The organism is Flavobacterium sp. CG_9.1 (assembly GCF_015751645.1).
Lineage (GTDB): Bacteria > Bacteroidota > Bacteroidia > Flavobacteriales > Flavobacteriaceae > Flavobacterium > Flavobacterium xanthum.
Genome location: NZ_JADOVC010000003.1, coordinates 68,872 through 92,230 on the forward strand (window position 1 = coordinate 68,872; position 23,359 = coordinate 92,230).

A 23,359-nucleotide genomic window follows, 5' to 3' on the forward strand; every position below is an offset into this window, starting at 1 on the left:
GTATCTTATTTCTGAAATCAAAAATCGTTAATCAGCAATCTTAAATCAATTCCTTCGCTACTAAATACTTTACTTTTTCAAAAGGTTCAGCAACAAAATGATCTCTATTTTTTATTTTTTCTGGGAAACGAATGTGGTATTCAAATTCCTCTCTAAAGTGGCGAATCGCTGCTGCCACTGGCCAAGCTGCTGCATCTCCCAATGGACAAATCGTATTTCCCTCAATTTTACTTTGAATACTCAACAGCAAATCGATATCTTCTTCACGACCGTGACCATTTTCTATTCGGTGCAATACTTTTTCCATCCACCCAGTACCTTCACGACAAGGGGAACATTGTCCACAGCTTTCATGGTGATAAAAGCGAGAGAAATTCCAAGTATTACGAACAATACAAGATGTATCATTGTAAACAATAAATCCACCTGATCCTAACATCGATCCTGTTGCAAATCCACCGTCACTCAAGGATTCGTATGACATCAAACGATCCTCACCGTTAGCTGTTTTATAAATTAAATGAGCGGGTAAAACAGGAACAGAACTTCCTCCTGGCACAAATGCTTTCAATGGTCTGTCAGAACTCATTCCACCTAAATATTCATCAGAATTCATGAATTCATAGACACTTAAACCCAATTCAATTTCGTAAACACCAGGATTTTTAATGTGTCCTGAAGCTGAAATTAACTTAGTTCCTGTAGAACGACCAATACCAATTTTAGCATATTCTGCACCTGAATTATTTACAATCCAAGGCACTGCGGCAATAGTCTCTACGTTATTTACAACCGTTGGATTTGACCAAAGTCCTGAAATAGCAGGAAAGGGTGGCTTAATACGAGGATTTCCTCTTTTCCCTTCCAAAGATTCAATCAGCGCGGTTTCTTCTCCACAAATGTAAGCTCCAGCACCACAATGAACATAAAGTTCTAAATCGTAGCCTGAACCTAGTATGTTTTTCCCCAAAAACCCAGCAGCTTTTGCTTCGTTTATGGCTCTCTCTAATATTTTATAAACCCACATGTACTCTCCACGAATGTAGATATAAGATAGGTTTGCTCCCAATGCATAACTAGAAGTAATCATTCCTTCAATCAATAAATGAGGAATAAATTCCATCAAATAACGATCCTTGAAAGTTCCTGGCTCTGACTCATCCGCATTGCAAACTAAATGTCTCGGTTTTCCTGATTTTTTATCAATAAAACTCCATTTCATTCCAGCTGGGAATCCAGCTCCACCACGGCCACGTAATCCAGAAGTTTTCACTTCCTCTACTACTTCATCCGGTGTTAATGTTTTCAGGGCTTTTTCTACAGATGCATATCCTCCGTTTGCACGGTATACTTCGTAGGTTTTAATTCCTGGAATAGTTACTTTGTCTAATAATATTTTTTGTGACATATTATATATCGTGTAGTATTATTGTATCATTTTTGCAATCTTCAATTAGCTGATCTACTTTTTCCTTTGTCAAATGTTCTTTGTAAAAATCACCTAGTTGCATCATTGGCGCATAGCCACAAGCTCCTAAACATTCTACACCTCTTACCTCAAAAAGACCATCTGGAGTAGGCTCGCCTACTTTTACACCTAGCTTTTCACAGGTATAATCCATAAGATCTTCTACACCATTCAGACAACATGGAGAAGTTTGGCAAAATTCAAACATGTATTTCCCAATTGGCCTTTGATTGTACATGGTATAAAATGAAACTACTTCATAAACCTCAATAGGTTTTATTTGAATAATTTCGGCTACTTTATCCATCAATTCAATACTCAACCAATTCTCGTGCGCATCTTGAACTTCATGCAAAACCGGCAATAGAGCCGATTTTCTTTTGTCTTCAGGATAATGGCTGATTAACTCATTGATGCGAGACATCAATGCTTCAGTTATGTTTATTTCTTGTTTGTAATGTGTTCTTTCCATTTTTCTTTTAAATCTGAAATCTAAAATCGTTAATCAGCAATCTTAATTCGTTAAGCGTCTAGCTCGCCTGCAATAACATTTAAACTCGACAAAATAACAATCGCATCTGAGAGCAAAGCTCCTTTAATCATTTCTGGATACGCTTGGTAGTAAATAAAACAAGGTCTACGAAAGTGCAATCTATAAGGTGTTCGACTTCCGTCAGTAACTAGATAAAAACCTAATTCTCCATTTCCACCTTCTACAGGATGATAAACTTCGGCCACTGGAACAGGAACCTCTCCCATTACAATTTTGAAATGATAAATCAACGATTCCATACTTGTGTAAACATCTTCTTTTGGAGGAAGGTAATAATCCGGAACATCAGCGTGAAAGTCATTTCCTTCTGGCATCTTTGCTAGTGCTTGACGAATGATACTTAAACTTTCCCATACTTCAGCATTACGAACACAAAAACGGTCGTAGGTATCACCTGATTTCCCTACAGGAATAATAAAGTCAAAGTCTTCGTAAGAAGAGTAGGGCTGCGATACTCGAACATCATAATCAACTCCTGCAGCACGTAAATTTGGACCAGTAAAACCATAAGCCATGGCTTGTTCAGCGGATATTGGTCCAACATTTACTGTTCTATCAATAAATATTCTATTTCTTTCAAATAAGTTTTCAAATTCCTTCCAAGCAGCTGGAAATTCTTCTAAAAACGTGTTTAGTAATTCAAATGCCTTTGGTGACCAATCTCTTTCGAAACCACCAATTCGACCCATATTAGTAGTCAAACGTGCTCCACAAATTTCTTCGTAGATCTCGTATACTTTTTCTCTAAATTGGAATACATATAAAAATCCAGTATAGGCTCCAGTATCCACACCAAGGATAGAATTACAGATGATATGATCCGTGATTCTTGCCAATTCCATTACTATAACTCTTAAATATTGCGCTCTTTTAGGAACTTCAATATCCAACAATTTTTCTAATGTCATCCACCAACCCATGTTGTTTATAGGTGATGAACAATAATTCATTCTGTCCGTAAGTGGCGTGATTTGGTAAAAAGGACGGTTTTCTGCAATTTTTTCGAAAGCTCTGTGAATGTAACCAATGGTTGGTTCCGCTTCCAGAATTCTTTCTCCATCCATCAGCAAGATATTCTGAAAAATACCATGTGTAGCTGGGTGTGTTGGTCCTAAATTCAAGATAGAAAGCTCGCTTCCGTCTTCATTTAGTTGTTCTTTAATTCTTTTAGCATAGCGATGCTCTGGTGGTAATAATAGTTCTGACATTTATTTAATGTGAAAAATTATAATAGTGTGTGTTTTTAATAATTGTCGGTTGTTCTTCCAAAGAAACGATCATCTTTATCTGTTCTTCCGCTATCTTCCATCGGGAATTCTTTTCGCATTGGAAAAGAAATCATTTCATCCATATTTAAAATTCTTTTCAACTGAGGATGTCCTATGAAGTTTATTCCATAAAAATCATACGTTTCTCTTTCCATCCAATTGGAGCATAAGAAAATATTTGATATTGATTTTATTTCTGGATTTTCACCGTTTATATAGGTTTTGATCTTGATTCTTTTGTTTTCATACCAATTATGTAAATGATATACCACTGCAAATTGATGCTCTTCATCATTGTCAGGATAATGAATCCCACATAAATCTGTTAAAAAATGAAAACGTAATGTTGGATCATTTTTCAAAAAAAGAATCACTGCAGTTATTTTATCCGCAGCGACTTCAAATGAAAACAGATCTCTTTCTTGCTTGAATTCAAAAACAGCTGAATCAAATGATTCAACTAATTTTTCTTGAATTTGTATCGTTTCTAAAGCCATTATTTATTTGATGTTATAAGAAGCTAATAATTCTTGGTATTCAGGAGAACTTCTTCTTCTTACCGATTCTGTTCTCACCAACTCTTGCAATTTCATAACGCCATCTACAATTTGTTCCGGTCTTGGTGGACAACCTGGGACATAAACATCAACCGGAATCACTTTATCAATCCCTTGCAAAACCGAATACGTGTCAAAGATTCCACCAGATGAAGCACAAGCTCCAACAGCAATTACCCAACGAGGTTCCGACATTTGCTCATAAACCTGACGTAAAATAGGCGCCATTTTTTTTGAAATCGTTCCCATTACCATTAACATATCCGCTTGACGAGGCGAAAAACTAACGCGCTCCGAACCAAATCGTGCTAAATCGTAATGCGAAGCCATCGTTGCCATAAATTCAATTCCGCAACAAGAAGTGGCGAAAGGCAAAGGCCACAATGAATTTGCACGAGCCATTCCCACTACGTCATTAAGTTTTGTAGCGAAGAAACCTTCACCAACAACACCCTCTGGAGGGGCAACCATATTTATATTTGAATCACTCATTTTTTGTTATTTAGAATTAAAAATTCTGAATTATCAATTAAAAACAAAACTTTTTATAATTTATAATTCAACATTTAAAATAAATTTTACTCCCACTCCAACGCTTTCTTTTTGATGATGTAGAAAAAACCCACCAAAAGCAAAAGCATAAAGATCACCATTTTCACCATTCCTTCCATTCCCAACTCCTTGAAATTTATTGCCCATGGATAGAGAAAAATAACCTCAACATCAAACAAAACAAATAAAATCGCAACAAGAAAATATTTTACTGAAAAGGGTATTCTAGCGTTTCCAACGGACTCAATACCGCACTCGAAGTTTTTATCTTTGTTTTCAGAAGAACGTTTAGGACCTAATTTCCCTGAAACTATTATCGTTCCTACAACAAATCCTACAGCTAAAATAAACTGCATTAAAATAGGAATATAATTTAATTGATCGGATTGCATATGGCAGTTATTTATGAATAAGAATAAGCGACAAAGATAACTTTCAAATTATTAAATAACAATTAAAACAAAGAAATACATCGCCACTACATCGATGTAAATTTACAATTTTTATTTATTATAAATAAGAAACGACGGTTCTATTAAGATGTGTTTAACGTTTAGAGGATTTAACAACACTAATACATCGCATTCTTATGCCCATTTAGGATGGATATAAAACAAAAAAAACGTTCCGAATTTAATCGAAACGTTTTACACATTCTTAGACAAAAAATAAATTTTTTGCTTAGATAACTGCTACTTTCGCAGCAACTTTTCCTTTTCTTCCTTCTTCTTCTTCATAGCTTACTCTATCACCTTCGCGTAATTCTTCCGCGTTGATTCCTGATGCATGAACAAAAATGTCTTTTCCTGTTTCTTCGTCTGTAATGAATCCGTAACCTTTAGATTCATTGAAAAATTTAACTGTACCTGTACGCATTGTAATTGTAATAATAATTTATAATGAGGCAAATGTAATATTTAATATAATACGAAATACTATCTTATGTTTTTATTTTGTAAAAATATTGATATTCAACGTTTTCTAACAAATTTTACCGATGAACAACAATTAAACTAATTTAATGTGAAGCTCTTTCAGCTGCGATTCATCTATTTTAGATGGAGCATCAATCATAACATCTCTTCCAGAATTATTTTTTGGAAAAGCAATAAAATCACGAATGGTTTCCTGCCCACCTAAAATTGCGACTAACCTGTCCAGTCCAAAAGCCAAACCTCCATGAGGCGGCGCACCAAATTGGAACGCATCCATTAAAAATCCGAATTGTGCTTTCGCATCTTCTTCGGTGAAACCTAAATATTTGAACATTAATTGTTGTGTTGCTTTATCGTGAATACGAATTGATCCACCACCGATTTCATTTCCATTTAAAACCATATCATACGCATTGGCACGAACTTTCCCTGGATTTGTTTCTAATAAGTGCATGTCTTCCGGTTTTGGGGAAGTAAACGGGTGATGCATGGCATGGTAACGACCACTTTCTTCATCAAACTCTAATAATGGAAAATCAACTACCCAAAGCGGAGCAAATTCCGCTGGATTTCTTAAGCCTAAGCGAGTTGCTAATTCCATTCGCAATGCACTCAACTGTGTTCTTGTTTTATCCGTAGGACCAGAAAGTACAAAAATCATATCTCCAGGTTTTGCTCCGGTAATTTTTGCCCATTGCGCTAAATCATCTTGATCGTAGAATTTATCAACGGATGATTTATAGGTTCCGTCTTCATTGCATTTTACATAAACCATTCCGGATGCGCCTACTTGAGGACGTTTTACCCAGTCAATTAATCCATCTATTTCCTTACGAGTATAGTTTCCAACTCCCGGAACTGCAATACCAACCACAAATTCAGCAGCATTAAAAACAGGGAATTCTTTGTGTTGTGTTACTTGATTTAATTCCCCAAATTCCATTCCGAAACGGATATCCGGTTTGTCATTTCCGTATGTTTTCATCGCATATTCGTAGGTAATTCTTGGGAATTTTTCTACTTCGATGCCTTTAATTTCTTTTAGTAAATGTCTTGTCAATCCTTCAAAAACATTCAAAATATCTTCTTGCTCCACAAAAGCCATTTCACAATCGATTTGTGTAAATTCCGGTTGTCTGTCTGCACGTAAATCTTCATCACGGAAACATTTCACGATTTGGAAATACTTATCCATTCCACCCACCATCAATAATTGCTTGAACGTTTGAGGCGATTGTGGTAATGCATAAAACTGACCTTCATTCATTCTGGAAGGCACCACAAAATCTCTAGCTCCTTCTGGAGTAGATTTAATTAAATAAGGCGTTTCAACTTCACAGAAATCTAAATCAGAAAGATATTTACGCACTTCCATGGCTACTTTATGACGAAACATCAAACTGTTTTTTACCGGATTTCTTCGAATGTCAAGGTAACGATACTTCATTCGGATATCTTCGCCACCATCCGTTTCATCCTCTATTGTAAAAGGAGGCGTCAATGATGCATTTAGAATAGTCAACTCCGTAACTAAAATTTCAATATCACCCGTGGTCATGTTTTTGTTTTTGGCTTCCCGCTCAATAACAGTACCTTTAACTTGGATTACAAATTCACGACCTAATGTTTTAGCCAACTCAAAAACAGATTTTTCCGAACGACCTTCGTCAAAAATTAACTGCGTAACTCCATAACGGTCGCGTAAATCAACCCAATTCATAAATCCCTTATCTCGGGATTTTTGAACCCATCCCGCAAGTGTAACTTCTGTATTAATATGTGAGGCATTCAATTCGCCACAGTTATGACTTCTATACATGTTCTAAATTTTTGATTATTTTGCCCTTTGGACACCGCTGCAAATTTAGGACTAATTATGAATAATGAATTGCGAATTCACAAATTTTAGTGATTGGTTTCAAAGCCCATTTTATTTCGAATGTTAAATTTCACTCTAATGTTACTAAATTGTTAAGTAAAAGTTTTTTTATTGTAAAATGTTTTATACATTTGTTAAGCTAATATGAATTTAAAAATCCAAACGACATGAAAAAATATATAATATTAACCGCATTACTTTTCTCAGGAATAGCATTCGCTCAAGAAAACAATCCAAAACTAGAAGCTGTAGGTGAATTAGTTAAAACAACGTACTACTTTGAAAACGGAAAAGTACAACAAGAAGGTTTCTTTAAAAACGGGAAACTGGAAGGAGTTTGGACTTCATACGATACGAATGGTAATAAACAATCTGTTGCCACTTATAAAAACGGAGAAAAAACTGGAAAATGGTTTTTCTGGAATGGAAATAACCTAAGTGAAGTAGATTATTCTAATAGCAGAATCGCTTCAGTTAAAACGTGGAAACAAGATGCGTTGGTTAACAACTAAAAAATAAATTTAAATACCACTAAAGCTTTCTTTATTCGAAGGCTTTTTTTGTGCCTTATATTTTTTGGCCAAGCTATACTTTAAAAGATTATTTCGTTCAAAAAAAAACACTATTTGTAACTCAAAACAAACCTATTATTAAAACATTCAAGTTTTGCAGTAGCTTCGTGGTATCAACTAAACAACAAATGGCTACATTATTTTATAAAAAAAGTGAAACTAAACGAATTTAATTTCACTTTTCCCATATTAAACTTTAGAAGATTTATTTCCAGAAAACTGCATAAACCACCACCAATACAATCATTAATGCAAATGAACAGATAGTATAAAGAGGACTTGTTTTAAACAATTCTTTCGTTAATGGAATTCCTTTAGCATCGTTATTTCCTTTATTTTGAATTAAACTAATGGCAACAATTAACAACATCGTTAAAATAGCAGTATACCCCATTTGGTCCATCCATGGCAATGTTGGAAAAACAGATTCAAAATTACTTCCTGCTGCCCATGATTTTGGTCCCACTTTAAAGAACATCGCAATTGGGATAGAAACTAATGCACCCCAAATAGCTGCTTTATTAGTTGTTTTTTTCCAAAACAATCCTAACACGAACACGGCTAAAATACCAGGACTTACCACACCAGTATATTCTTGAATAAATTGAAACGCTTGATCAATTCCACCTAAAAGTGGCGCCATAATTACCGCTATTAATAGTGCAATTCCTCCAGAAATACGACCTACATTTACTGTCTTTCTATCGTTTGCATTTTTATCAATATACTGTTTGTAAATATCCATCGTAAAAATGGTCGAAGTCGAGTTTAACATCGATGCTAAAGAAGATACAATAGCAGCCGCCAATGCAGCAAACGCCAAACCTTTGAAACCTGCCGGTAAGAAATGCAACAACCACGGGTATGCTTTGTCGGCAGTACCAAAACCAGGCATATTGTCTGCCGCTGCCGCTCCCAATCGAGCCATTATCGCAGGGTCATTTACCATTACATACGCTGCAATTCCTGGAATGACAACAATGAAAGGAATAAGCATTTTTAAAAATGCAGCCAGTAATATCCCTTTTTGGGCTTCACCTAAAGACTTAGCCGCTAATGTTCTTTGAATAATATACTGATTGAATCCCCAATAATAAATATTAGCGACCCAAAGACCACCAACCAAAACACCAATACCTGGTAGGTTCATGTATTCTGGATTAGATTTATCTAAAATCATTACAAAACGATCTGGAGCAGCATAATAAACCGTTTTCATTCCCTCCCATACTCCAGCACCATCAGAAACCGTGTTTAATGCGATGTACGTTGTAACCAAACCACCTAATACCAAGAATATAACTTGAATAACATCTGTCCAAGCCACAGCAGAAAGACCACCATATAAAGAATATGCCGCAGCAAAAAGTGCTAATCCTACAACTGCATACATCATGTCAATACCCAATATGGCCTCTATGGCTAAACCTCCTAGATACAAAACCGTAGTAAGATTGACAAAAACATATAAAGCAATCCAAAAAACCGCCAAAATTGTTTTAAGATTTGTTGAAAATCGTTTTTCTACAAATTCAGGAATAGTATAAATCCCTTTTTCGATAAAAATGGGTAGGAAATATTTCCCTACAATGATTAGCGTGAAAGCCGCCATCCACTCGTAAGACGCAATCGCTAATCCTAATGCAAAACCAGAACCTGACATACCGATAAATTGCTCTGCAGAAATATTAGCCGCAATTAATGAAGACCCAATGGCCCACCAAGGCAATGATTTACTGGCCAGGAAATAATCCTCAGCATTTTTTTGATGACCGTCTTTTTCGCGAGAGACCCATAATCCAACGCCTAAAATAAGTACTGCATAGGCAGTAAAAACTAAATAATCGATAAACCCAAATTCTGTTGTCATACTATTGTATTAATGTTAATGAAGTATTTCAAATTAATTATTAAGATTCGCTCCTAAAGCTTTGTTTTCATCCCAACCACTAACAATTACTTTTTTGAACAATTGCAAAAGCTTTTCCAGCGGAAACACCATGGTTCAGAAACATTACCCAAGTGAAACTTTTTTTAAACTCTATTTTTATAATGAACATCCGACAGCCCTCTTAAAACTGCAGCACTTTTCTCTGGTGTAATATCTCTTTGTGATTCACCCATCATTTCATAACCTACCATAAATTTCTTTACGGTTGCCGAGCGCAACAATGGCGGATAAAAATGCATGTGAAAATGCCATTCTGGATGCAATTTACCGTCTGTTGGCGACTGATGAATTCCGGATGAATACGGAAAAGACGTTTCGAAAAGGTTGTCGTATTTAGTAGTTAGCTGTTTTAAAATGACAGCAAAATCAGTCACTTCCGTTTCCGTGAAATCAGTTATTTTACTCACATTTCGCTTGCTGACAATGATCGTTTCATACGGCCAAATGGCCCAAAAAGGAACTAATGCCACAAAATGTTCGTTCTCAATAACAATGCGTTCGTCCAGTTTCAACTCTTCTTTTACATAATCTTCTAAAAGTGTTTTGTTGTGTGTATCAAAATACCTTTTCAGATTATTTTGCGTTTTTTCGACTTCAGTTGGCAAAGAGGATTGCGCCCAAATTTGTCCGTGCGGATGCGGATTACTGCAACCCATCACACTTCCTTTGTTTTCAAAAATCTGAACATGGTTGATGTAATCCACATTACCTAAGTCCGTGTATTCTTTTTGCCAGGTATGAATGATATTTTCAATCGCTTCGACTGGCATTTCTGGTAAGGTCAAATTGTGTTTTGGCGAAAAGCAAACCACTCTAGAAATTCCTCTTTCTGGTTTTGCTCTAAAAAAAATTTCACTACTATTTTCTTCAAAAGCTATTTCTTCTTGCTTTAAAGCGGCAAAATCATTTTCAAATACAAATGAGTTTTCATAATCTGGATTTACCATTCCATTCGCTCGAACATTTCCCGGACACAAATAACAAGTCGGGTCATATTCCGGCAATGCATCCGAAGTTACTGTTTCATTTTGGCCTTGCCAAGGTCGTTTGGAGCGGTGTGGAGAAACCAAAACCCATTCGTTGATTAACGGATTATAACGTCTGTGCGGATCTTCGTTGATGTCAAAATTTTTCATTTATTTCGCAATATAAAGTGATGTTCCGTTTCCAATTTTGACATCATAAATTTTTAATTCTATTCCAAATTCGTCCTGATACAACTTTGATAGTTTGTTTTTCAAGGCTTCTTCTTGTCCTTTTTTGATCAAATTAATAGTACAGCCGCCAAAACCGCCGCCCATTAATCGCGAACCTATCACTGATGTATCTTTTTTAACCGTATTTACTAAAAAATCTAATTCGGCACAACTTACTTCATAATCCACTGATAAACCTTCGTGCGTTTCGAACATTAATTTTCCTAAAAGCTCAATGTTTCCAGCATCCAAAGCATCACAAGCCAGTTTCACGCGATTAATTTCTTTCACCACAAAAAGGCTCCTTTTGAAAACATTCGCCGTCATTTTATCTTTCAGACTCAAAACTTGCTCTTCGTTGCAATCTCTAAAACTACTAATTTCTGGGAAATTAGCACTAATTATCGAAATTCCTTCTTCACATTCTTCTCTTCTGGTGTTGTAAGCCGAGCTAAATAAGGAATGCTTGACATTACTATCAAATAAAACTAAGGAATAATCATTAAAATTAGCATCATGATATTCGAATTCTAGTGTCTTGCAATCAATTTTTATGACTTTATTTTCTAAACCCATCACACTGGAAAACTGGTCCATAATTCCGCAATTGATTCCTACCCAATGTTCCGCTTTTTGTCCCATAAGCGCAATATCTATGGGTTTAATTTTCAAATCGAAGAGTTCATTTAAACCAAATAAAAAGCCACATTCTAAAGCCGCTGAAGAAGACAAACCAGATCCCACTGGAATGTTACTACTGAAAACACAATTGAAACCCTCTACGGAATAACCGTTCATTTTCAGCTGATTCAGAACACCACGCAAGTAATTTGTCCAAACACTTTCCGACTGCTTTTGATCCTCGTTTAAATCAACTTGGAACTCATCATTTAAATCGATAGCCACAATTTTAGCTGTATCCGAATTGTTTTTTTCGAAAGCAAAACAAATGATTTTATCGATAGCTGCCGGCAAAACATAGCCGTCATTATAATCAATATGTTCTCCAATAATATTGATTCTACCTGGAGAAAGAACTATTTTTGATGGTTCTGAGCCAAAAGTCTGCTGAAAAAAATCAGTTGTTTTGTGTATTAAAATGTCATTCATGATTTAAAAATTATCCATTCCTTTTTTAGGAACTCGCTGTTATTGTTGTTTTAACTATTTTGTCGCGTTCAAGTTTAATTTACCGCTCTTAAGGCCAGAACCATTTACTTCAAGTTTTATATCGCCTGCAGTTAAAGTCGATTTTACGAGCACTACCAATTTACCACTAAACAATTTCATGGTGTCTTTATGAAACATTTCAAGCGAAGTGGCATCGCCATTGCAGGCAGCTCTGTAAGTACCCGCTCCTGAAACCTTAAATTTCAATTGGTTGGTTGCTGTTGGACAAAGAATTCCATTTTTATCCACTACAGATACGGTTACAAAAGAAATATCTTCTCCGTTGGCACTAATGGTTTTTCGATCTGCTTCTAAAACAATTTGGTACGGTTTTCCTGCGGTTTTGACTTCTTCTTCAGCAACAGCTTTACCATTGTCATCATAAGCCACAACTTTTACCGTTCCCGGCTCATATTTTACATCCATCCACATCAAACGATAGCGATTTTGTGGCGTGTTCCTATTTTTTGTCTGCACGCCCATGCTTTTTCCATTAATAAAAAGTTCAGCGCTGCTGTAGCTCGTGTAAACAAAAACGGGAGTTGTTTCTCCTTCACGGCCTTCCCAGTTCCAATGTGGTAAGATGTGTAGCGTTGATTCTTTGGTATTCCAACGGCTTCTGTATAAATAATAACGGTCTTTAGGTAAACCCGCTAAATCGTTAATTCCAAAATAAGAACTTCGAGACGGCCAGCTTTCATCATAGGGTGTCGGTTCTCCTAAATAATCAAAACCAGTCCAAACAAACTCGCCAATGACCCAAGGTTTATCATCTTGAAGCACAAAATCTTCATCAGGTACATTCGACCAGCTACAGGCTTCCAAATCATACGAAGAAGATTGAAAATCTGGATATTGCTTGTTTTTTTCTTGAACCACAGGGAATTTATAAATCCCTCTAGAGCTCACCGTTGAAGCTGTTTCCGAACCCAAAATAAACCCTTGCGGAAATTTTTTATAGGCTTCATCGTATAAATGTACGCGGTAATTCAGTCCCGGAATATCAAGCAAAGCACCAAAACCAGATTCAATAGTTACTTTTACTTGATCCATTCCCACCGTTACGGGACGTGTTGGGTCTTCTCTATGGAATAGCTCTTGCAGCCATTTAGCACGTTTCACTCCTTCTTCACCCCATTGATCAGGCACTTCGTTACCGGAACTCCACATCACAATAGAAGGATGATTTCTTGTGGCTTGTACTAAATTAACGATGTCTTTTTCGGCGTATTCTTCAAAAAAACGATGGTATCCATTTTCAACTTTTGGCTTTGCCCATTCATCAAAACTCTCCGCTAAAAATAGAAAACCCATTTCATCCGCCAGTTCCAATTGCTCGAAAGAAGGCATGTTATGCGAACTCCGAATCGCATTACAACCCATGTCTTTTAATATCATCATTTGCCTGCGCAATGCCGCTTTATTTACCGCAACGCCAAGCGGACCCAAATCGTGGTGCAGACACACGCCTTTAAATTTGGTTATCTTTCCATTAAGACTGAAGCCTTTATTGGCCTCATATTTTATTTCCCGAATTCCAAAACGTGTTGTAATTTCATCTTTTAGTTCTGTTCCAACATACAATTGCGAAACTGCTTTATACAAATAAGGAGTTTCAGGGCTCCACAATTTTGGGTTTGCTACTTTTAAATTTTGGTCAAATTCATTTCCGAATTGTTGCGTCGACTCTTCTGAAGTTAGTTTACGTCCTTCAGAATCAAAAACAGTCGTGACTAAACGCGTGTTTTCACCCGATGCTTTTGTCTTTATATTTACTTTTGCAACTTCCTCACTAATAAAAGGTGTCGTTATAAACTGTCCCCATTGATCGATGCTTTCGTTGTTTTTTATAATAACACTTACATTTCGATACAAACCTGCACCAGGATACCAACGGGACGCAAATTCTTTATTGGTTAGTTTTACGGACAAAGTATTGGCTCCTTCATGAGCAAATTGGGAAACATCAAAATAGAAATAACTATAACCATACGCCCATTCTCCCACTTTTTTTCCTTTTAAATAAATTTGAGGCTCGCTCATCGCACCTTCAAAAAGCAAAATTATTTTTTTCCCTTTTGAATCTTTAGGTAAGGTGAATGTATTGCGGTACCACGCTGTGCCTATATGTGGTAGCGCACCTGTTCGTCCTGTTTTTTCGGTAGCTATTGTTTCTCCGTTTTGAACAATGGCAACCTTCTGTATATCTACATTTTTATCAAAAGGTCCGTAAATTGCCCAATCATGCGGAACGGTTACGGATTCCCATTTCGAATCATTGAAATTTACTTTAGATGCCCCTTCAAAATCACCTTTTTGAAATTTCCAATTGGCGTTAAGCACTTTTACATCTCTTGATTGAGAGAAAGCTACTGGTGTAAATGCTAAAATTGCAAACAGAAAACATATCAATTTCTTCATTTTTATAATAAATTAGAATTTATTTTTTTGAAACATATAAGTCATTTAATTTGAATAATTAAAGTGAAAATCACAGTGAATTCACGTACTCTCTGATGGCTTTGCAAAGAATAATATCAGTCTATACTCTCTTTTATACCTTTGACGTAAGTCATTTGATTTTAAACACTTAAATGACTTATCTGTTTACCATTCTTTAAATGCATCTAAAGCTGGCGAAGGTTTTCCGTCTTTTTGCCAAGCGCTCAAGGAATAACCGCTCCAAGATTTGGCTCCTTGCGGTTCCCAATACAAAACGCCTAAACCTTTGTTATTAGGAACTGCTCTCACGGCTTTCATGGTTGCAGCGAGCAGTTCTTTAGTGTTTTGCACTTCTTCATCAATGCCGCCAACCTCTACAATCATCACTTCCTTATTGTATCTAGCAACCATATCATTAAGATTATAGGCTAAATCTGCAATGGTTTTTGTGTAATCTTTTTTAATCCAAAAAGGATAATACGATAATCCAATTACATCGTACTTTACATTATTTGCAGTAGCATTATCAAAAAACCAGCGGAATTTTTCGTTATTGTTCCCCTCATCAACGTGTACAATTACTTTGATTTTAGCATCAATAGCTTTTGTTGCTTCATACCCTTTGTTAAGTAATTGTGCCAATTGGTTCCAATTTTTCGTACTCCCTTCTGGCCAAAGCATACCTCCTGGAATTTCATTTCCTACTTGAACCCATTCTGGAGTAACTCCAACTGCTTTTAAAGCAGTCAAAACGTCAAAAGTATGGTCGTACACATCCGTCATTAACTCCGGGAAAGTATGATTTTCCCAGGCTTTTGGTTTGAATTGTTTAGCAGGATCTGCCCATGAATCGCTATAATGAAAATCGATCATAATGCGCATTCCCATTTTTTGCGCACGCAAAGCCATGACAACCGTTTCTTCCTTGCTGCAATGTCCACTCGCTTTATCATCATTTGGATTGACCCAAACTCTTAGACGAATAGTATTCATTCCTCTATCTTTCAGTAACTGCAAACAATCTTTTTCGGTGCCATCGGTATCATAAAATTTATATCCTGTGGCTTCCATTTGCGGCAACCATCCTACATCAGCTCCTTTTGAAAAAGAGTTCTTAGCTGTTAATTGCACATTTTTTGATGCACTGCAAGAAAAAAGTATTGAAACCAGTACAGAAGTGACAACGAATCGGAAATGCATCGGTATGTTTTTCATTTTTAAATTATTTATTAAACGCCTGTAAAACAGGTAATGCTTTATTATTAAAATCATAAAATGCCTGGTTTTCAAAAGTGGAACCATTTGCGGCTTGATTCCCTTTGAAAGAAATCCATTCTCCACCCCAATACGCAAATCCCAAACCGTACTCTGACTCTTTAACGAGTGTTTTTATTGCCAATACAAAGTTTTTTTGTCCATCAGGAGTCGCTGGGTAACCCGAAACGAGTTGCGAATCTAAACCCACTATATTATTCGTCCAGTCATTATAGCCTAAAGTAAAAGGATAAGCGGTTTCAGCAATAATCACTTTTTTACTGTATGTTTTTCCTAATGTATTAATCGTAGTTTTTATAACTTCTAAATCTTTTCCGTGCCAAATAGGATAATACGACAGCCCAATGTAATCGTAATCTACACTTTTAATTTTGTTGAAAAACCAATTCGTATCCGAAGCTTTCACACCTGCATAATGAATCATGATTTTAGTGTTTGGTGCTTTGGCGCGAATAGTTGCGCTGGCAGTTGCCAATAAAGAAATACTTTGTACTTCTTGATTGATTAAATTTCCTTGCGGCCAAAGGAATCCGCTATTAATTTCGTTCCCAATCTGGATAATATCTGGATCAATTTCCGTGAGAATTGTCGACGTGTAATTGGCCACAGCCGATTTTAAATCAGTAAACGATAAATTTTTCCATTCCGCTGGCGTAGTTTGAACCGCAGGATCAGCCCAAGTTTCCGAGAAACGTACTGTTAACCAGACTTTCAGTCCAGCTTGTTTGACGCGTTGCGAAAGCGCCTTAACTTCGGCCATACCAGAACGTCCATTTGCTGGATTTTTCCAAAGACGAATGCGCACCGTGTTACAACCAGCATTTTTCAGAGTTGTAATCATATCTTCTGCTTGGTTGTTGCTGTTGTATAAAACCGCACCTGATGTTTCTATTTCCGGTAAAAAAGAAAGATCAGCAGCTCTAATAAAAGAATCTAAGGCAACCGGCGGCTCCACTACTGGAGTTTCACCTGTTTCATTACTAGTAGAACAGGAAATAAGAAATACAAAAAGGGTTAAAAACACTGAAATTAGAATGTTTTTTTTCATCTTAAAAAGATTGAAATTTATAAATGGTTTTATGATAATACAACTCTCCTTTTCTCAAAACAGAAGATGGAAAATGTTCGTGATTGGGCGCATCAGGGAAATTTTGGGTCTCAAAACAAATGCCGCTTGTGGGATGATAACTAGCATTTTCTTTCCCCTTTATTGTATTAAAGCAATTTCCGCCAACATAGATGTGAACTGCGGGCTGATTCGTATAAACAGACATTTTCAAAGTTTTGTCACTATTAAAAAGAGATGCTGCGTATTCTTTTTCCTTATTTAAAATAAAAGTAGTGTCAATTTTTGACGGACAGGTTCTCGCCGCGGTAAAATCATAAGGACAATTAGCAACATTGAGAAACCGTCCTGTTGGAATTCCCGAAGCTGTGGTTTCTAATATTCGTTGAGAATTTACACGCATTTCCTGATTTACAACGTTAGATTGATGTCCATCAAGATTGAAATAACTATGGTGCGTTAAGTTTATAATAGTATCTTCTGTTGTGCTGGCAATGTATTCTATGATTAATTCATTGTCGTCTGAGAGCATATAAGTCAAATCAACCGATAGTTCACCGGGAAAATGCTCCTCACCATCTGCACTTCCACACGTAAAAGTTACGGAAGGATTTTTGCCTTCCCTGTATTTTTTTAATTTCCAATTTTTTTGGCTAAAGCCAATGGTGCCGCCATGCAATGAATTCCCGTTGTTGTTTTTATTAAGGGAAATTGTTTTTCCGTTCAGTTTGAATTCACCTTCATTTATTCTTCCGGCAAATCGTCCTACGGTTGCGCCCAGATAAGGCGCGCTTTCTAAATTAAAGGACTGCACATAGGCATCCAAAGTGTCAAAACCTAAAACTACATCTACAAAATCTCCATTTTTCAATGGAACTTTCAAGGAAGTAAGTGTAGCGCCAAAACCCATCACTTTCATTTGAATACCATTTTTATTTGCAAGTTTACAAATAGAAACCTCTTCCCCATCTGGCATGAAACCAAATGATTCCATTGCATAATTGAATTTAAAATGTGATATGTGTTTTATTTTCATGATTTAATTATGAAATGTGAAAAACCAAAAGTAAATTAATTGCTATTATTAACATACCAGTACCTACCAGTTTTTTGTATATTGCCAAGAAATTCACTGCTGTATGAAAATAATTTCGATTCAGAACAACCTTGGAGTTCCTAAATACCGACAAATAATTAGTTCCGTCGAGAAGGCAATAGAAGACGAAAACCTACAAAAAGGAGACAAATTACCCTCCGTAAACAAAGTTTGCCTTGAATTCTCCTTGTCCCGTGATACGGTTTTGCAAGCCTACGAAGAATTAAAAAAAGAGGAATAATTTATGCTATTCCCGGTAAAGGATATTATGTAAAAAGCGTTGAAATCACCATAAAACAAAGGATATTTTTACTTTTTGACGAACTGAATATTTTCAAGGAAGACTTGTATAATTCTTTTCTGGAAAACATTGGAAATAATGTTCAAGTAGACATTTTCTTTCATCATTTTAACGCTCCCGTTTTCCAAAAACTTATTAATGACAGTAACGGCAATTACACTAAATACATTATTATGCCAACCAATTTAGCCGAGGCAGCATCAGCTATAAAAACCCTACCAGTTAACGAAGTATACATATTAGATCAAACCAATCCCGAACTTATATCGTATCCGGCCGTATATCAGAATTTCGTAAAAGATATCTATGACGGATTATTGAAAGGAAAATCCAAGCTGAACAAATATGAAAAACTGATTATGATATTCCCAGGATTCCGCGAACCGCTAGGAATGAAAATTGGCTTTCAAAATTTTTGCAAAGACTATGATTTTGGTTGTGATATTATTACCAAATTTAAAAACAGGGAAATCAAGAAAGGGGAAGTTTACATCATTCCGAGTGATAGAGATTTAGTACGCGTTATTGAAAAAGCAAAAATTCAAAAACTACAATTAGGCAGTGATTACGGCATTATCTCATACAATGAAACACCACTAAAAAAAGTAGTTGAAAACGGAATCACAACAATTTCAACCAATTTTGAGGTAATGGGAAAGGTATTGGCAGAAATGATTTTAAAAGGCAAAAAAGAACAAATTGAGAATAAAAGCGCTTTGATTATTAGGAGTTCATTGTGATATAAAACCAAAAAAACCGCTTCTTTCGAAGCGGTTTTTGTACCCGGAGCTGAAGAAATATATAATCCAAATTACTTTATTTTCAAAACTACATAGAGTAATGAATGTGTAGCAATAATACCCTATTTTTACCTAACTTTTTCAAATTAGAGAATTCCAAGATTGAACAATAGAACTAAAATCTAAAATGTACTTTCGTGAGTGAATTAATACTAAATAATAATAACTTTATCTTATATACTGCACCAAATGGCAGTATTAAAATAGAGGCATTTATTCAAGGAGAAACCATTTGGCTAACACAACAGAAAATAGCTGATTTATTTGATGTTGATAGGACAGTCGTGACCAAACACTTGAAAACATTTTTTAAGAGAATGAATTACTAAAAGAGGCAACAAGTGCAAAATTTGCACAAGTTCAAACAGAAGGTGATAGAGAAGTAAAACGCAATATTGAATACTACAATTTAGATGCAATTATTTCAGTTGGATACCGTGTAAACTCCAGCAAAGCAACCCAGTTTCGTATTTGGGCAACAAACACCCTTAAAGAGTACATCATCAAAGGTTTTGCCATGGATGACGAACGTTTAAAGCAAGGGACTACTGCTTTTGACAAAGATTATTTTAAAGAACTACTGGATAGAGTTCGTTGTATTCGAACAAGTGAACGTAGAATATACCAACAAATCACTGATATATTTGCAGAATGTAGCATAGATTACACTCCAAAAGCAGAAGTAACCAAAAACTTTTACGCTACCATTCAAAACAAATTCCATTTTGCTATTACAGGGAAAACAGCTGCTGAAATCATTTATATAAAAGCGGATAGTTCAAAACCACAAATGGGATTGACAACTTTCAAAAATTCCCCAAACGGAAGAATTTTAAAATTGGACACTGGAATAGCCAAAAACTATCTCGAAGAAAAAGAAATTAACAATTGGAACGTACCGTTTCTGGGTATTTTGATTATATCGAAAATCTTATTGAACGTAGAAACACCTTTACAATGGCAGCCTTAGCAGAAAGCGTGAACAAGTTCCTAAGTTTTAACGAATATAAAGTTTTAGAAGGTTTGGGAACAATTTCGCACCAACAAGCGATAAATAAAGCATCCAACGAATACGATAATTTTAATAAAACACAAAAAATAAACTCTGATTTTGATAAGCAGATTAAAGGTTTGGATAAAAAGAATTAAAGAGTGAGTTTGTAAAATTTTGAGAAACAATAAAATTCAGCAACCTTTTAGCCACCCTTAAAAAGCAAAAAACCTCTTAATCAAACGATTAAGAGGTTTTTAAGTACCCGGAGCCGGAGTCGAACCGGCACGGTTTCCCACAGGTGTTTGAGACCAGCGCGTCTACCAATTCCGCCATCCGGGCTTAGCTAGACATGAAATAACAACAGTTATTTCAACGCAATAAAAGATGTGATTGTGTTTAAATCAACCATCAATTCCTTTAACACGGTGCAAATGTAAAAAATAATATTAAATGTTCAACTAAAAATACTTAATTTTTTCCTTTCAGAGTTGAATAAATTTTATAAATTTGCACCTCGTTAAAAACACAACACACAACTAACTACACCCGAGGCAAATACAAACAGAGAGCAGATGCAAAATCACAAAGCAAGCCTGTTTGTAGCAAATCGGAATAAAAAACAACAAACTAAATGTTACACCTAGAACCAGAAGCTAAAATTTTTGCTTGTTCACAAAGTGTCTATCTTGCTGAGAAAATAGCAAAGGAATACGGAATCCCTTTAGGGAAAATTACCATGTCAAAGTACAGTGACGGTGAGTTTCAACCTTCGTATGAAGAGTCTATAAGAGGATTGCGCGTATTTATTGTTTGCTCTACTTTTCCAACAGCAGATAATTTAATGGAAATGTTACTAATGATTGATGCTGCAAAACGTGCTTCGGCAAGACACATTACGGCAGTAATCCCATACTTCGGTTGGGCAAGACAAGATAGAAAAGACAAGCCGAGAGTTCCGATAGGAGCTAAACTAGTAGCTAATTTATTAGATGCAGCAGGCGCAACAAGAGTAATGACCATGGATTTGCACGCCGATCAAATTCAAGGATTCTTTGAAAAACCGGTAGACCATCTTTTTGCATCAACCATCTTTTTACCTTACGTGAAAAGTTTAGGTTTAGACAATTTGACTATTGCTTCTCCAGATATGGGAGGTTCAAAAAGAGCGTATGCGTATTCTAAATTTTTAGAATCGGATGTGGTAATTTGTTACAAACAAAGAAAAGAGGCCAACATTATCGATACCATGGAATTAATTGGTGAGGTAAAAGGTAGAAATGTAATCTTAGTAGATGACATGATTGATACCGGAGGCACTTTGGCGAAAGCCGCAGATTTAATGATCGAAAAAGGAGCATTGAGCGTAAGAGCGATTTGTACCCACGCGATTTTATCTGGCGATGCTTACGAAAAAATAGAAAATTCTAAATTATTAGAATTAATCGTTACCGATTCTATTCCGTTAAAGAAAGAATCAAACAAAATAAGAGTGTTGAGTTGTGCGCCACTTTTTGCTGAAGTTATGCACATGGTACATCATAACAATTCCATTAGTGGAAAGTTTATAATGTAACCCTAAACAAGTAATATTATTTAATAACTATATTTTTTTTACAATGAAATCGATTACAATTAAAGGATCAGAAAGAGAAAGCGTGGGTAAAGTTGCGACTAAAGCCCTACGTAATGCTGGATTGGTTCCTTGCGTATTATACGGAGGAAATCAGGCAGTTCATTTCTCAGCAGAAGTTATGGCTTTCAAAAACTTGGTTTACACTCCAAACGCTCACACAGTTGAGATCGATCTTGGAAAAGGAAAATCATTTAACGCAATTTTACAAGACATTCAGGTTCACCCAGTGTCTGACAAGATTTTACATATTGACTTCTTTCAATTATTTGATGACAAAGAAATCACTATGGAAGTTCCTGTAAAAGTTGTTGGAACCTCTAAAGGTGTTCTTGCAGGTGGTGTTTTGCGTTTGAACACGCGTAAACTTAAAGTAAAAGCTTTACCAAAAAATCTTCCAGATTTTATTGAAGCTGACATTACTCCACTTGAAATGGGGAACAAATTGTACGTTACTAAATTAGCAAACGACAACTACAAATTGATTCACCCTGAAAACACGGTTGTTGCTCAAGTAAGAATCTCTCGTGCGGCTATGAAAGCAGCTCAAGAAGCAGCAAAAGCAGCGAAAGCTCCAGTAAAAGGAAAGAAAAAATAATCTTTTTTCTATCAAATTTAAAAGCATCAGTTGTAAAACTGGTGCTTTTTTTATGATTTATAATCGCTACTTATTTCGCATTTTTAGGAGCAACACTCCTTCGATATTACACCCTAATCGTCCCGCTTTTCGTTGCAATCTTATTGCACCCTAAAAAGCGAGCAATAAGGATTTTCACTACAATCTGGGCTACTCTACACTTTTATTATTCTTTATGTAATTCCTCCCTAACATCTGGAAATTATCTAAATATGTAATAGTCAAATCATGTAATTAAGTTTACTTTTGCAATATGATAAAATGGATTTCAAATTTAATCTCATCACCACAAATAGAAGACAATACAGCTAATATGAAACCGGAGGTTCACGAACACAAAAAAAACAATATAGAAAGCGTGAGTAATAAATTTTTAATAGTTGGACTTGGTAATATAGGCGCTGAATACGTCAATACAAGACACAACATCGGATTTAAAATAGTGGATTTCTTGGCTAAGAAAGAAGGAATCAATTTTGAAACTGTCAAACTAGGCGCACTAGCGGAATACAAATTCAAAGGAAGAACGTTTCTACTTTTGAAACCAAACACTTATATGAATTTGAGCGGTAAAGCCGTTCAATACTGGATGGACAAAGAGAAAATTCCTTTGGAAAATATTTTGATAATTACTGATGATTTAAACCTCTCTTTTGGAACCATTCGCATCCGACAAAAAGGAAGCGATGGTGGACACAACGGATTAAAGAACATCAACTTAGTACTAAACACGCAGAACTACGCTCGATTCCGCTTTGGCATCAGTGATGAATTCAAAAAAGGAAAACAAGTAGACTATGTGCTTGGCGACTGGGATGATACAGAAAAAACAGCACTGCCAGAAAGACTAGAAGTAGCATCAGAGATAATAAAATCTTTTGGCACCGCAGGATTAGAAAATACCATGACTGCTTTTAATGGGAAATAAAAAAGCCTTAATGTCCATCGAAAAGAAAAATTATTTAATTTTATACCAAAATAGCATCTTTAACTTGACCTCGTTCACCTACTTACGTA

20 protein-coding genes, 1 tRNA gene and 2 pseudogenes are annotated in these 23,359 nt (G+C 35.8%); 7 read left to right on the forward strand and 16 right to left on the reverse strand.

Annotation, left to right across the window (positions count from 1 at the left end):
• Positions 1-40 precede the first annotated feature (40 nt).
• The 8 genes from nuoF to aspS form a co-directional block, all read right to left on the reverse strand.
• The gene (gene nuoF / locus IWX83_RS02510; protein ID WP_073352272.1) at positions 41-1,408 is read right to left on the reverse strand and encodes an NADH-quinone oxidoreductase subunit NuoF; all 1,368 of its coding nucleotides are present in this window, start codon (positions 1,406-1,408) and stop codon (positions 41-43) included.
• 1 nt (position 1,409) lies between these two features.
• On the reverse strand, positions 1,410-1,940 hold the full coding sequence (locus IWX83_RS02515; protein WP_196827420.1) for an NAD(P)H-dependent oxidoreductase subunit E: 531 nt from the start codon (positions 1,938-1,940) through the stop codon (positions 1,410-1,412).
• A 50-nt stretch (positions 1,941-1,990) separates the two neighbouring features.
• Entirely contained in the window at positions 1,991-3,229 is a 1,239-nt protein-coding gene (locus IWX83_RS02520) for an NADH-quinone oxidoreductase subunit D (protein ID WP_073352276.1), read from the reverse strand.
• A 35-nt stretch (positions 3,230-3,264) separates the two neighbouring features.
• Positions 3,265-3,786, reverse strand: a complete 522-nt coding sequence (locus tag IWX83_RS02525) for an NADH-quinone oxidoreductase subunit C (protein WP_196827422.1) — start codon at positions 3,784-3,786, stop codon at positions 3,265-3,267.
• A 3-nt stretch (positions 3,787-3,789) separates the two neighbouring features.
• Entirely contained in the window at positions 3,790-4,338 is a 549-nt protein-coding gene (locus IWX83_RS02530) for an NADH-quinone oxidoreductase subunit B (protein ID WP_066079375.1), read from the reverse strand.
• 86 nt (positions 4,339-4,424) lie between these two features.
• Positions 4,425-4,790: an NADH-quinone oxidoreductase subunit A gene (locus IWX83_RS02535; protein ID WP_066079373.1), complete on the reverse strand. Its 366-nt coding sequence runs from the start codon at positions 4,788-4,790 to the stop codon at positions 4,425-4,427.
• Between the two features lie 289 nt (positions 4,791-5,079).
• Positions 5,080-5,274, reverse strand: a complete 195-nt coding sequence (locus tag IWX83_RS02540) for a cold-shock protein (RefSeq protein WP_007137066.1) — start codon at positions 5,272-5,274, stop codon at positions 5,080-5,082.
• Positions 5,275-5,406: 132 nt separating this feature from the next.
• Positions 5,407-7,152, reverse strand: coding sequence for an aspartate--tRNA ligase (aspS, locus tag IWX83_RS02545; RefSeq protein ID WP_196827424.1), 1,746 nt, complete (start codon positions 7,150-7,152; stop codon positions 5,407-5,409).
• Positions 7,153-7,379: 227 nt separating this feature from the next.
• Between aspS and IWX83_RS02550 the strand changes: the two genes are divergently transcribed.
• Positions 7,380-7,724 (forward strand): toxin-antitoxin system YwqK family antitoxin, encoded by a 345-nt coding sequence (locus tag IWX83_RS02550; RefSeq protein ID WP_196827425.1) that lies wholly within the window; start codon positions 7,380-7,382, stop codon positions 7,722-7,724.
• A 265-nt stretch (positions 7,725-7,989) separates the two neighbouring features.
• Here IWX83_RS02550 and IWX83_RS02555 read toward each other — a convergent pair whose 3' ends face one another.
• From IWX83_RS02555 to IWX83_RS02585, 7 genes are all read right to left on the reverse strand, one after another.
• Positions 7,990-9,654, reverse strand: a complete 1,665-nt coding sequence (locus IWX83_RS02555; protein WP_132065252.1) for a sodium/sugar symporter — start codon at positions 9,652-9,654, stop codon at positions 7,990-7,992.
• A 164-nt stretch (positions 9,655-9,818) separates the two neighbouring features.
• Positions 9,819-10,871, reverse strand: a complete 1,053-nt coding sequence (locus IWX83_RS02560) for a UDP-glucose--hexose-1-phosphate uridylyltransferase (protein ID WP_196827427.1) — start codon at positions 10,869-10,871, stop codon at positions 9,819-9,821.
• Complete coding sequence (galK, locus tag IWX83_RS02565) at positions 10,872-12,041, reverse strand: galactokinase (protein ID WP_196827429.1); 1,170 nt, start codon at positions 12,039-12,041, stop codon at positions 10,872-10,874.
• Positions 12,042-12,095: 54 nt separating this feature from the next.
• Positions 12,096-14,522, reverse strand: a complete 2,427-nt coding sequence (locus tag IWX83_RS02570; protein ID WP_196827431.1) for a DUF4982 domain-containing protein — start codon at positions 14,520-14,522, stop codon at positions 12,096-12,098.
• Positions 14,523-14,708: 186 nt separating this feature from the next.
• Positions 14,709-15,758, reverse strand: a complete 1,050-nt coding sequence (locus IWX83_RS02575) for a glycosyl hydrolase 53 family protein (RefSeq protein WP_231379771.1) — start codon at positions 15,756-15,758, stop codon at positions 14,709-14,711.
• Positions 15,759-15,765: 7 nt separating this feature from the next.
• Complete coding sequence (locus IWX83_RS02580; RefSeq protein WP_196827433.1) at positions 15,766-16,866, reverse strand: glycosyl hydrolase 53 family protein; 1,101 nt, start codon at positions 16,864-16,866, stop codon at positions 15,766-15,768.
• A 1-nt stretch (position 16,867) separates the two neighbouring features.
• Positions 16,868-17,920: an aldose epimerase family protein gene (locus tag IWX83_RS02585; protein WP_196827435.1), complete on the reverse strand. Its 1,053-nt coding sequence runs from the start codon at positions 17,918-17,920 to the stop codon at positions 16,868-16,870.
• Between the two features lie 103 nt (positions 17,921-18,023).
• Between IWX83_RS02585 and IWX83_RS02590 the strand changes: the two are divergent.
• From IWX83_RS02590 to rhuM, 3 genes and pseudogenes are all read left to right on the forward strand, one after another.
• Positions 18,024-19,021 (forward strand): annotated as a pseudogene (locus IWX83_RS02590) (GntR family transcriptional regulator).
• A gap of 197 nt (positions 19,022-19,218) precedes the next feature.
• Positions 19,219-19,410 (forward strand): death-on-curing protein, encoded by a 192-nt coding sequence (locus IWX83_RS17130; RefSeq protein ID WP_231379773.1) that lies wholly within the window; start codon positions 19,219-19,221, stop codon positions 19,408-19,410.
• 65 nt (positions 19,411-19,475) lie between these two features.
• A pseudogene (gene rhuM / locus IWX83_RS02595) lies at positions 19,476-20,230 on the forward strand (RhuM family protein).
• Between the two features lie 104 nt (positions 20,231-20,334).
• Here the strand turns inward: rhuM and IWX83_RS02600 are convergent.
• Positions 20,335-20,414 (reverse strand) — tRNA-Leu (locus tag IWX83_RS02600).
• A gap of 292 nt (positions 20,415-20,706) precedes the next feature.
• Here IWX83_RS02600 and IWX83_RS02605 point away from each other — a divergent pair.
• From IWX83_RS02605 to pth, 3 genes are all read left to right on the forward strand, one after another.
• Positions 20,707-21,648, forward strand: coding sequence for a ribose-phosphate pyrophosphokinase (locus IWX83_RS02605; RefSeq protein ID WP_091255999.1), 942 nt, complete (start codon positions 20,707-20,709; stop codon positions 21,646-21,648).
• A gap of 43 nt (positions 21,649-21,691) precedes the next feature.
• Positions 21,692-22,303 (forward strand): 50S ribosomal protein L25/general stress protein Ctc, encoded by a 612-nt coding sequence (locus IWX83_RS02610; protein WP_066079356.1) that lies wholly within the window; start codon positions 21,692-21,694, stop codon positions 22,301-22,303.
• A 292-nt stretch (positions 22,304-22,595) separates the two neighbouring features.
• A complete protein-coding gene (pth, locus tag IWX83_RS02615; RefSeq protein WP_073352295.1) occupies positions 22,596-23,270 on the forward strand; it encodes an aminoacyl-tRNA hydrolase in 675 nt (224 codons plus the stop codon).
• Positions 23,271-23,359: the final 89 nt, after the last annotated feature.

What these genes read in the sequence shown, in the direction of transcription:
- nuoF (WP_073352272.1), bottom strand. Translation starts at nt 1,408, where the DNA reads ATGTCACAAAAAATATTATTAGACAAAGTAACTATTCCAGGAATTAAA.
- IWX83_RS02515 (WP_196827420.1), bottom strand. Translation starts at nt 1,940, where the DNA reads ATGGAAAGAACACATTACAAACAAGAAATAAACATAACTGAAGCATTG.
- IWX83_RS02520 (WP_073352276.1), bottom strand. Translation starts at nt 3,229, where the DNA reads ATGTCAGAACTATTATTACCACCAGAGCATCGCTATGCTAAAAGAATT.
- IWX83_RS02525 (WP_196827422.1), bottom strand. Translation starts at nt 3,786, where the DNA reads ATGGCTTTAGAAACGATACAAATTCAAGAAAAATTAGTTGAATCATTT.
- IWX83_RS02530 (WP_066079375.1), bottom strand. Translation starts at nt 4,338, where the DNA reads ATGAGTGATTCAAATATAAATATGGTTGCCCCTCCAGAGGGTGTTGTT.
- IWX83_RS02535 (WP_066079373.1), bottom strand. Translation starts at nt 4,790, where the DNA reads ATGCAATCCGATCAATTAAATTATATTCCTATTTTAATGCAGTTTATT.
- IWX83_RS02540 (WP_007137066.1), bottom strand. Translation starts at nt 5,274, where the DNA reads ATGCGTACAGGTACAGTTAAATTTTTCAATGAATCTAAAGGTTACGGA.
- aspS (WP_196827424.1), bottom strand. Translation starts at nt 7,152, where the DNA reads ATGTATAGAAGTCATAACTGTGGCGAATTGAATGCCTCACATATTAAT.
- IWX83_RS02550 (WP_196827425.1), top strand. Translation starts at nt 7,380, where the DNA reads ATGAAAAAATATATAATATTAACCGCATTACTTTTCTCAGGAATAGCA.
- IWX83_RS02555 (WP_132065252.1), bottom strand. Translation starts at nt 9,654, where the DNA reads ATGACAACAGAATTTGGGTTTATCGATTATTTAGTTTTTACTGCCTAT.
- IWX83_RS02560 (WP_196827427.1), bottom strand. Translation starts at nt 10,871, where the DNA reads ATGAAAAATTTTGACATCAACGAAGATCCGCACAGACGTTATAATCCG.
- galK (WP_196827429.1), bottom strand. Translation starts at nt 12,041, where the DNA reads ATGAATGACATTTTAATACACAAAACAACTGATTTTTTTCAGCAGACT.
- IWX83_RS02570 (WP_196827431.1), bottom strand. Translation starts at nt 14,522, where the DNA reads ATGAAGAAATTGATATGTTTTCTGTTTGCAATTTTAGCATTTACACCA.
- IWX83_RS02575 (WP_231379771.1), bottom strand. Translation starts at nt 15,758, where the DNA reads ATGAAAAACATACCGATGCATTTCCGATTCGTTGTCACTTCTGTACTG.
- IWX83_RS02580 (WP_196827433.1), bottom strand. Translation starts at nt 16,866, where the DNA reads ATGAAAAAAAACATTCTAATTTCAGTGTTTTTAACCCTTTTTGTATTT.
- IWX83_RS02585 (WP_196827435.1), bottom strand. Translation starts at nt 17,920, where the DNA reads ATGAAAATAAAACACATATCACATTTTAAATTCAATTATGCAATGGAA.
- IWX83_RS02605 (WP_091255999.1), top strand. Translation starts at nt 20,707, where the DNA reads ATGTTACACCTAGAACCAGAAGCTAAAATTTTTGCTTGTTCACAAAGT.
- IWX83_RS02610 (WP_066079356.1), top strand. Translation starts at nt 21,692, where the DNA reads ATGAAATCGATTACAATTAAAGGATCAGAAAGAGAAAGCGTGGGTAAA.
- pth (WP_073352295.1), top strand. Translation starts at nt 22,596, where the DNA reads ATGATAAAATGGATTTCAAATTTAATCTCATCACCACAAATAGAAGAC.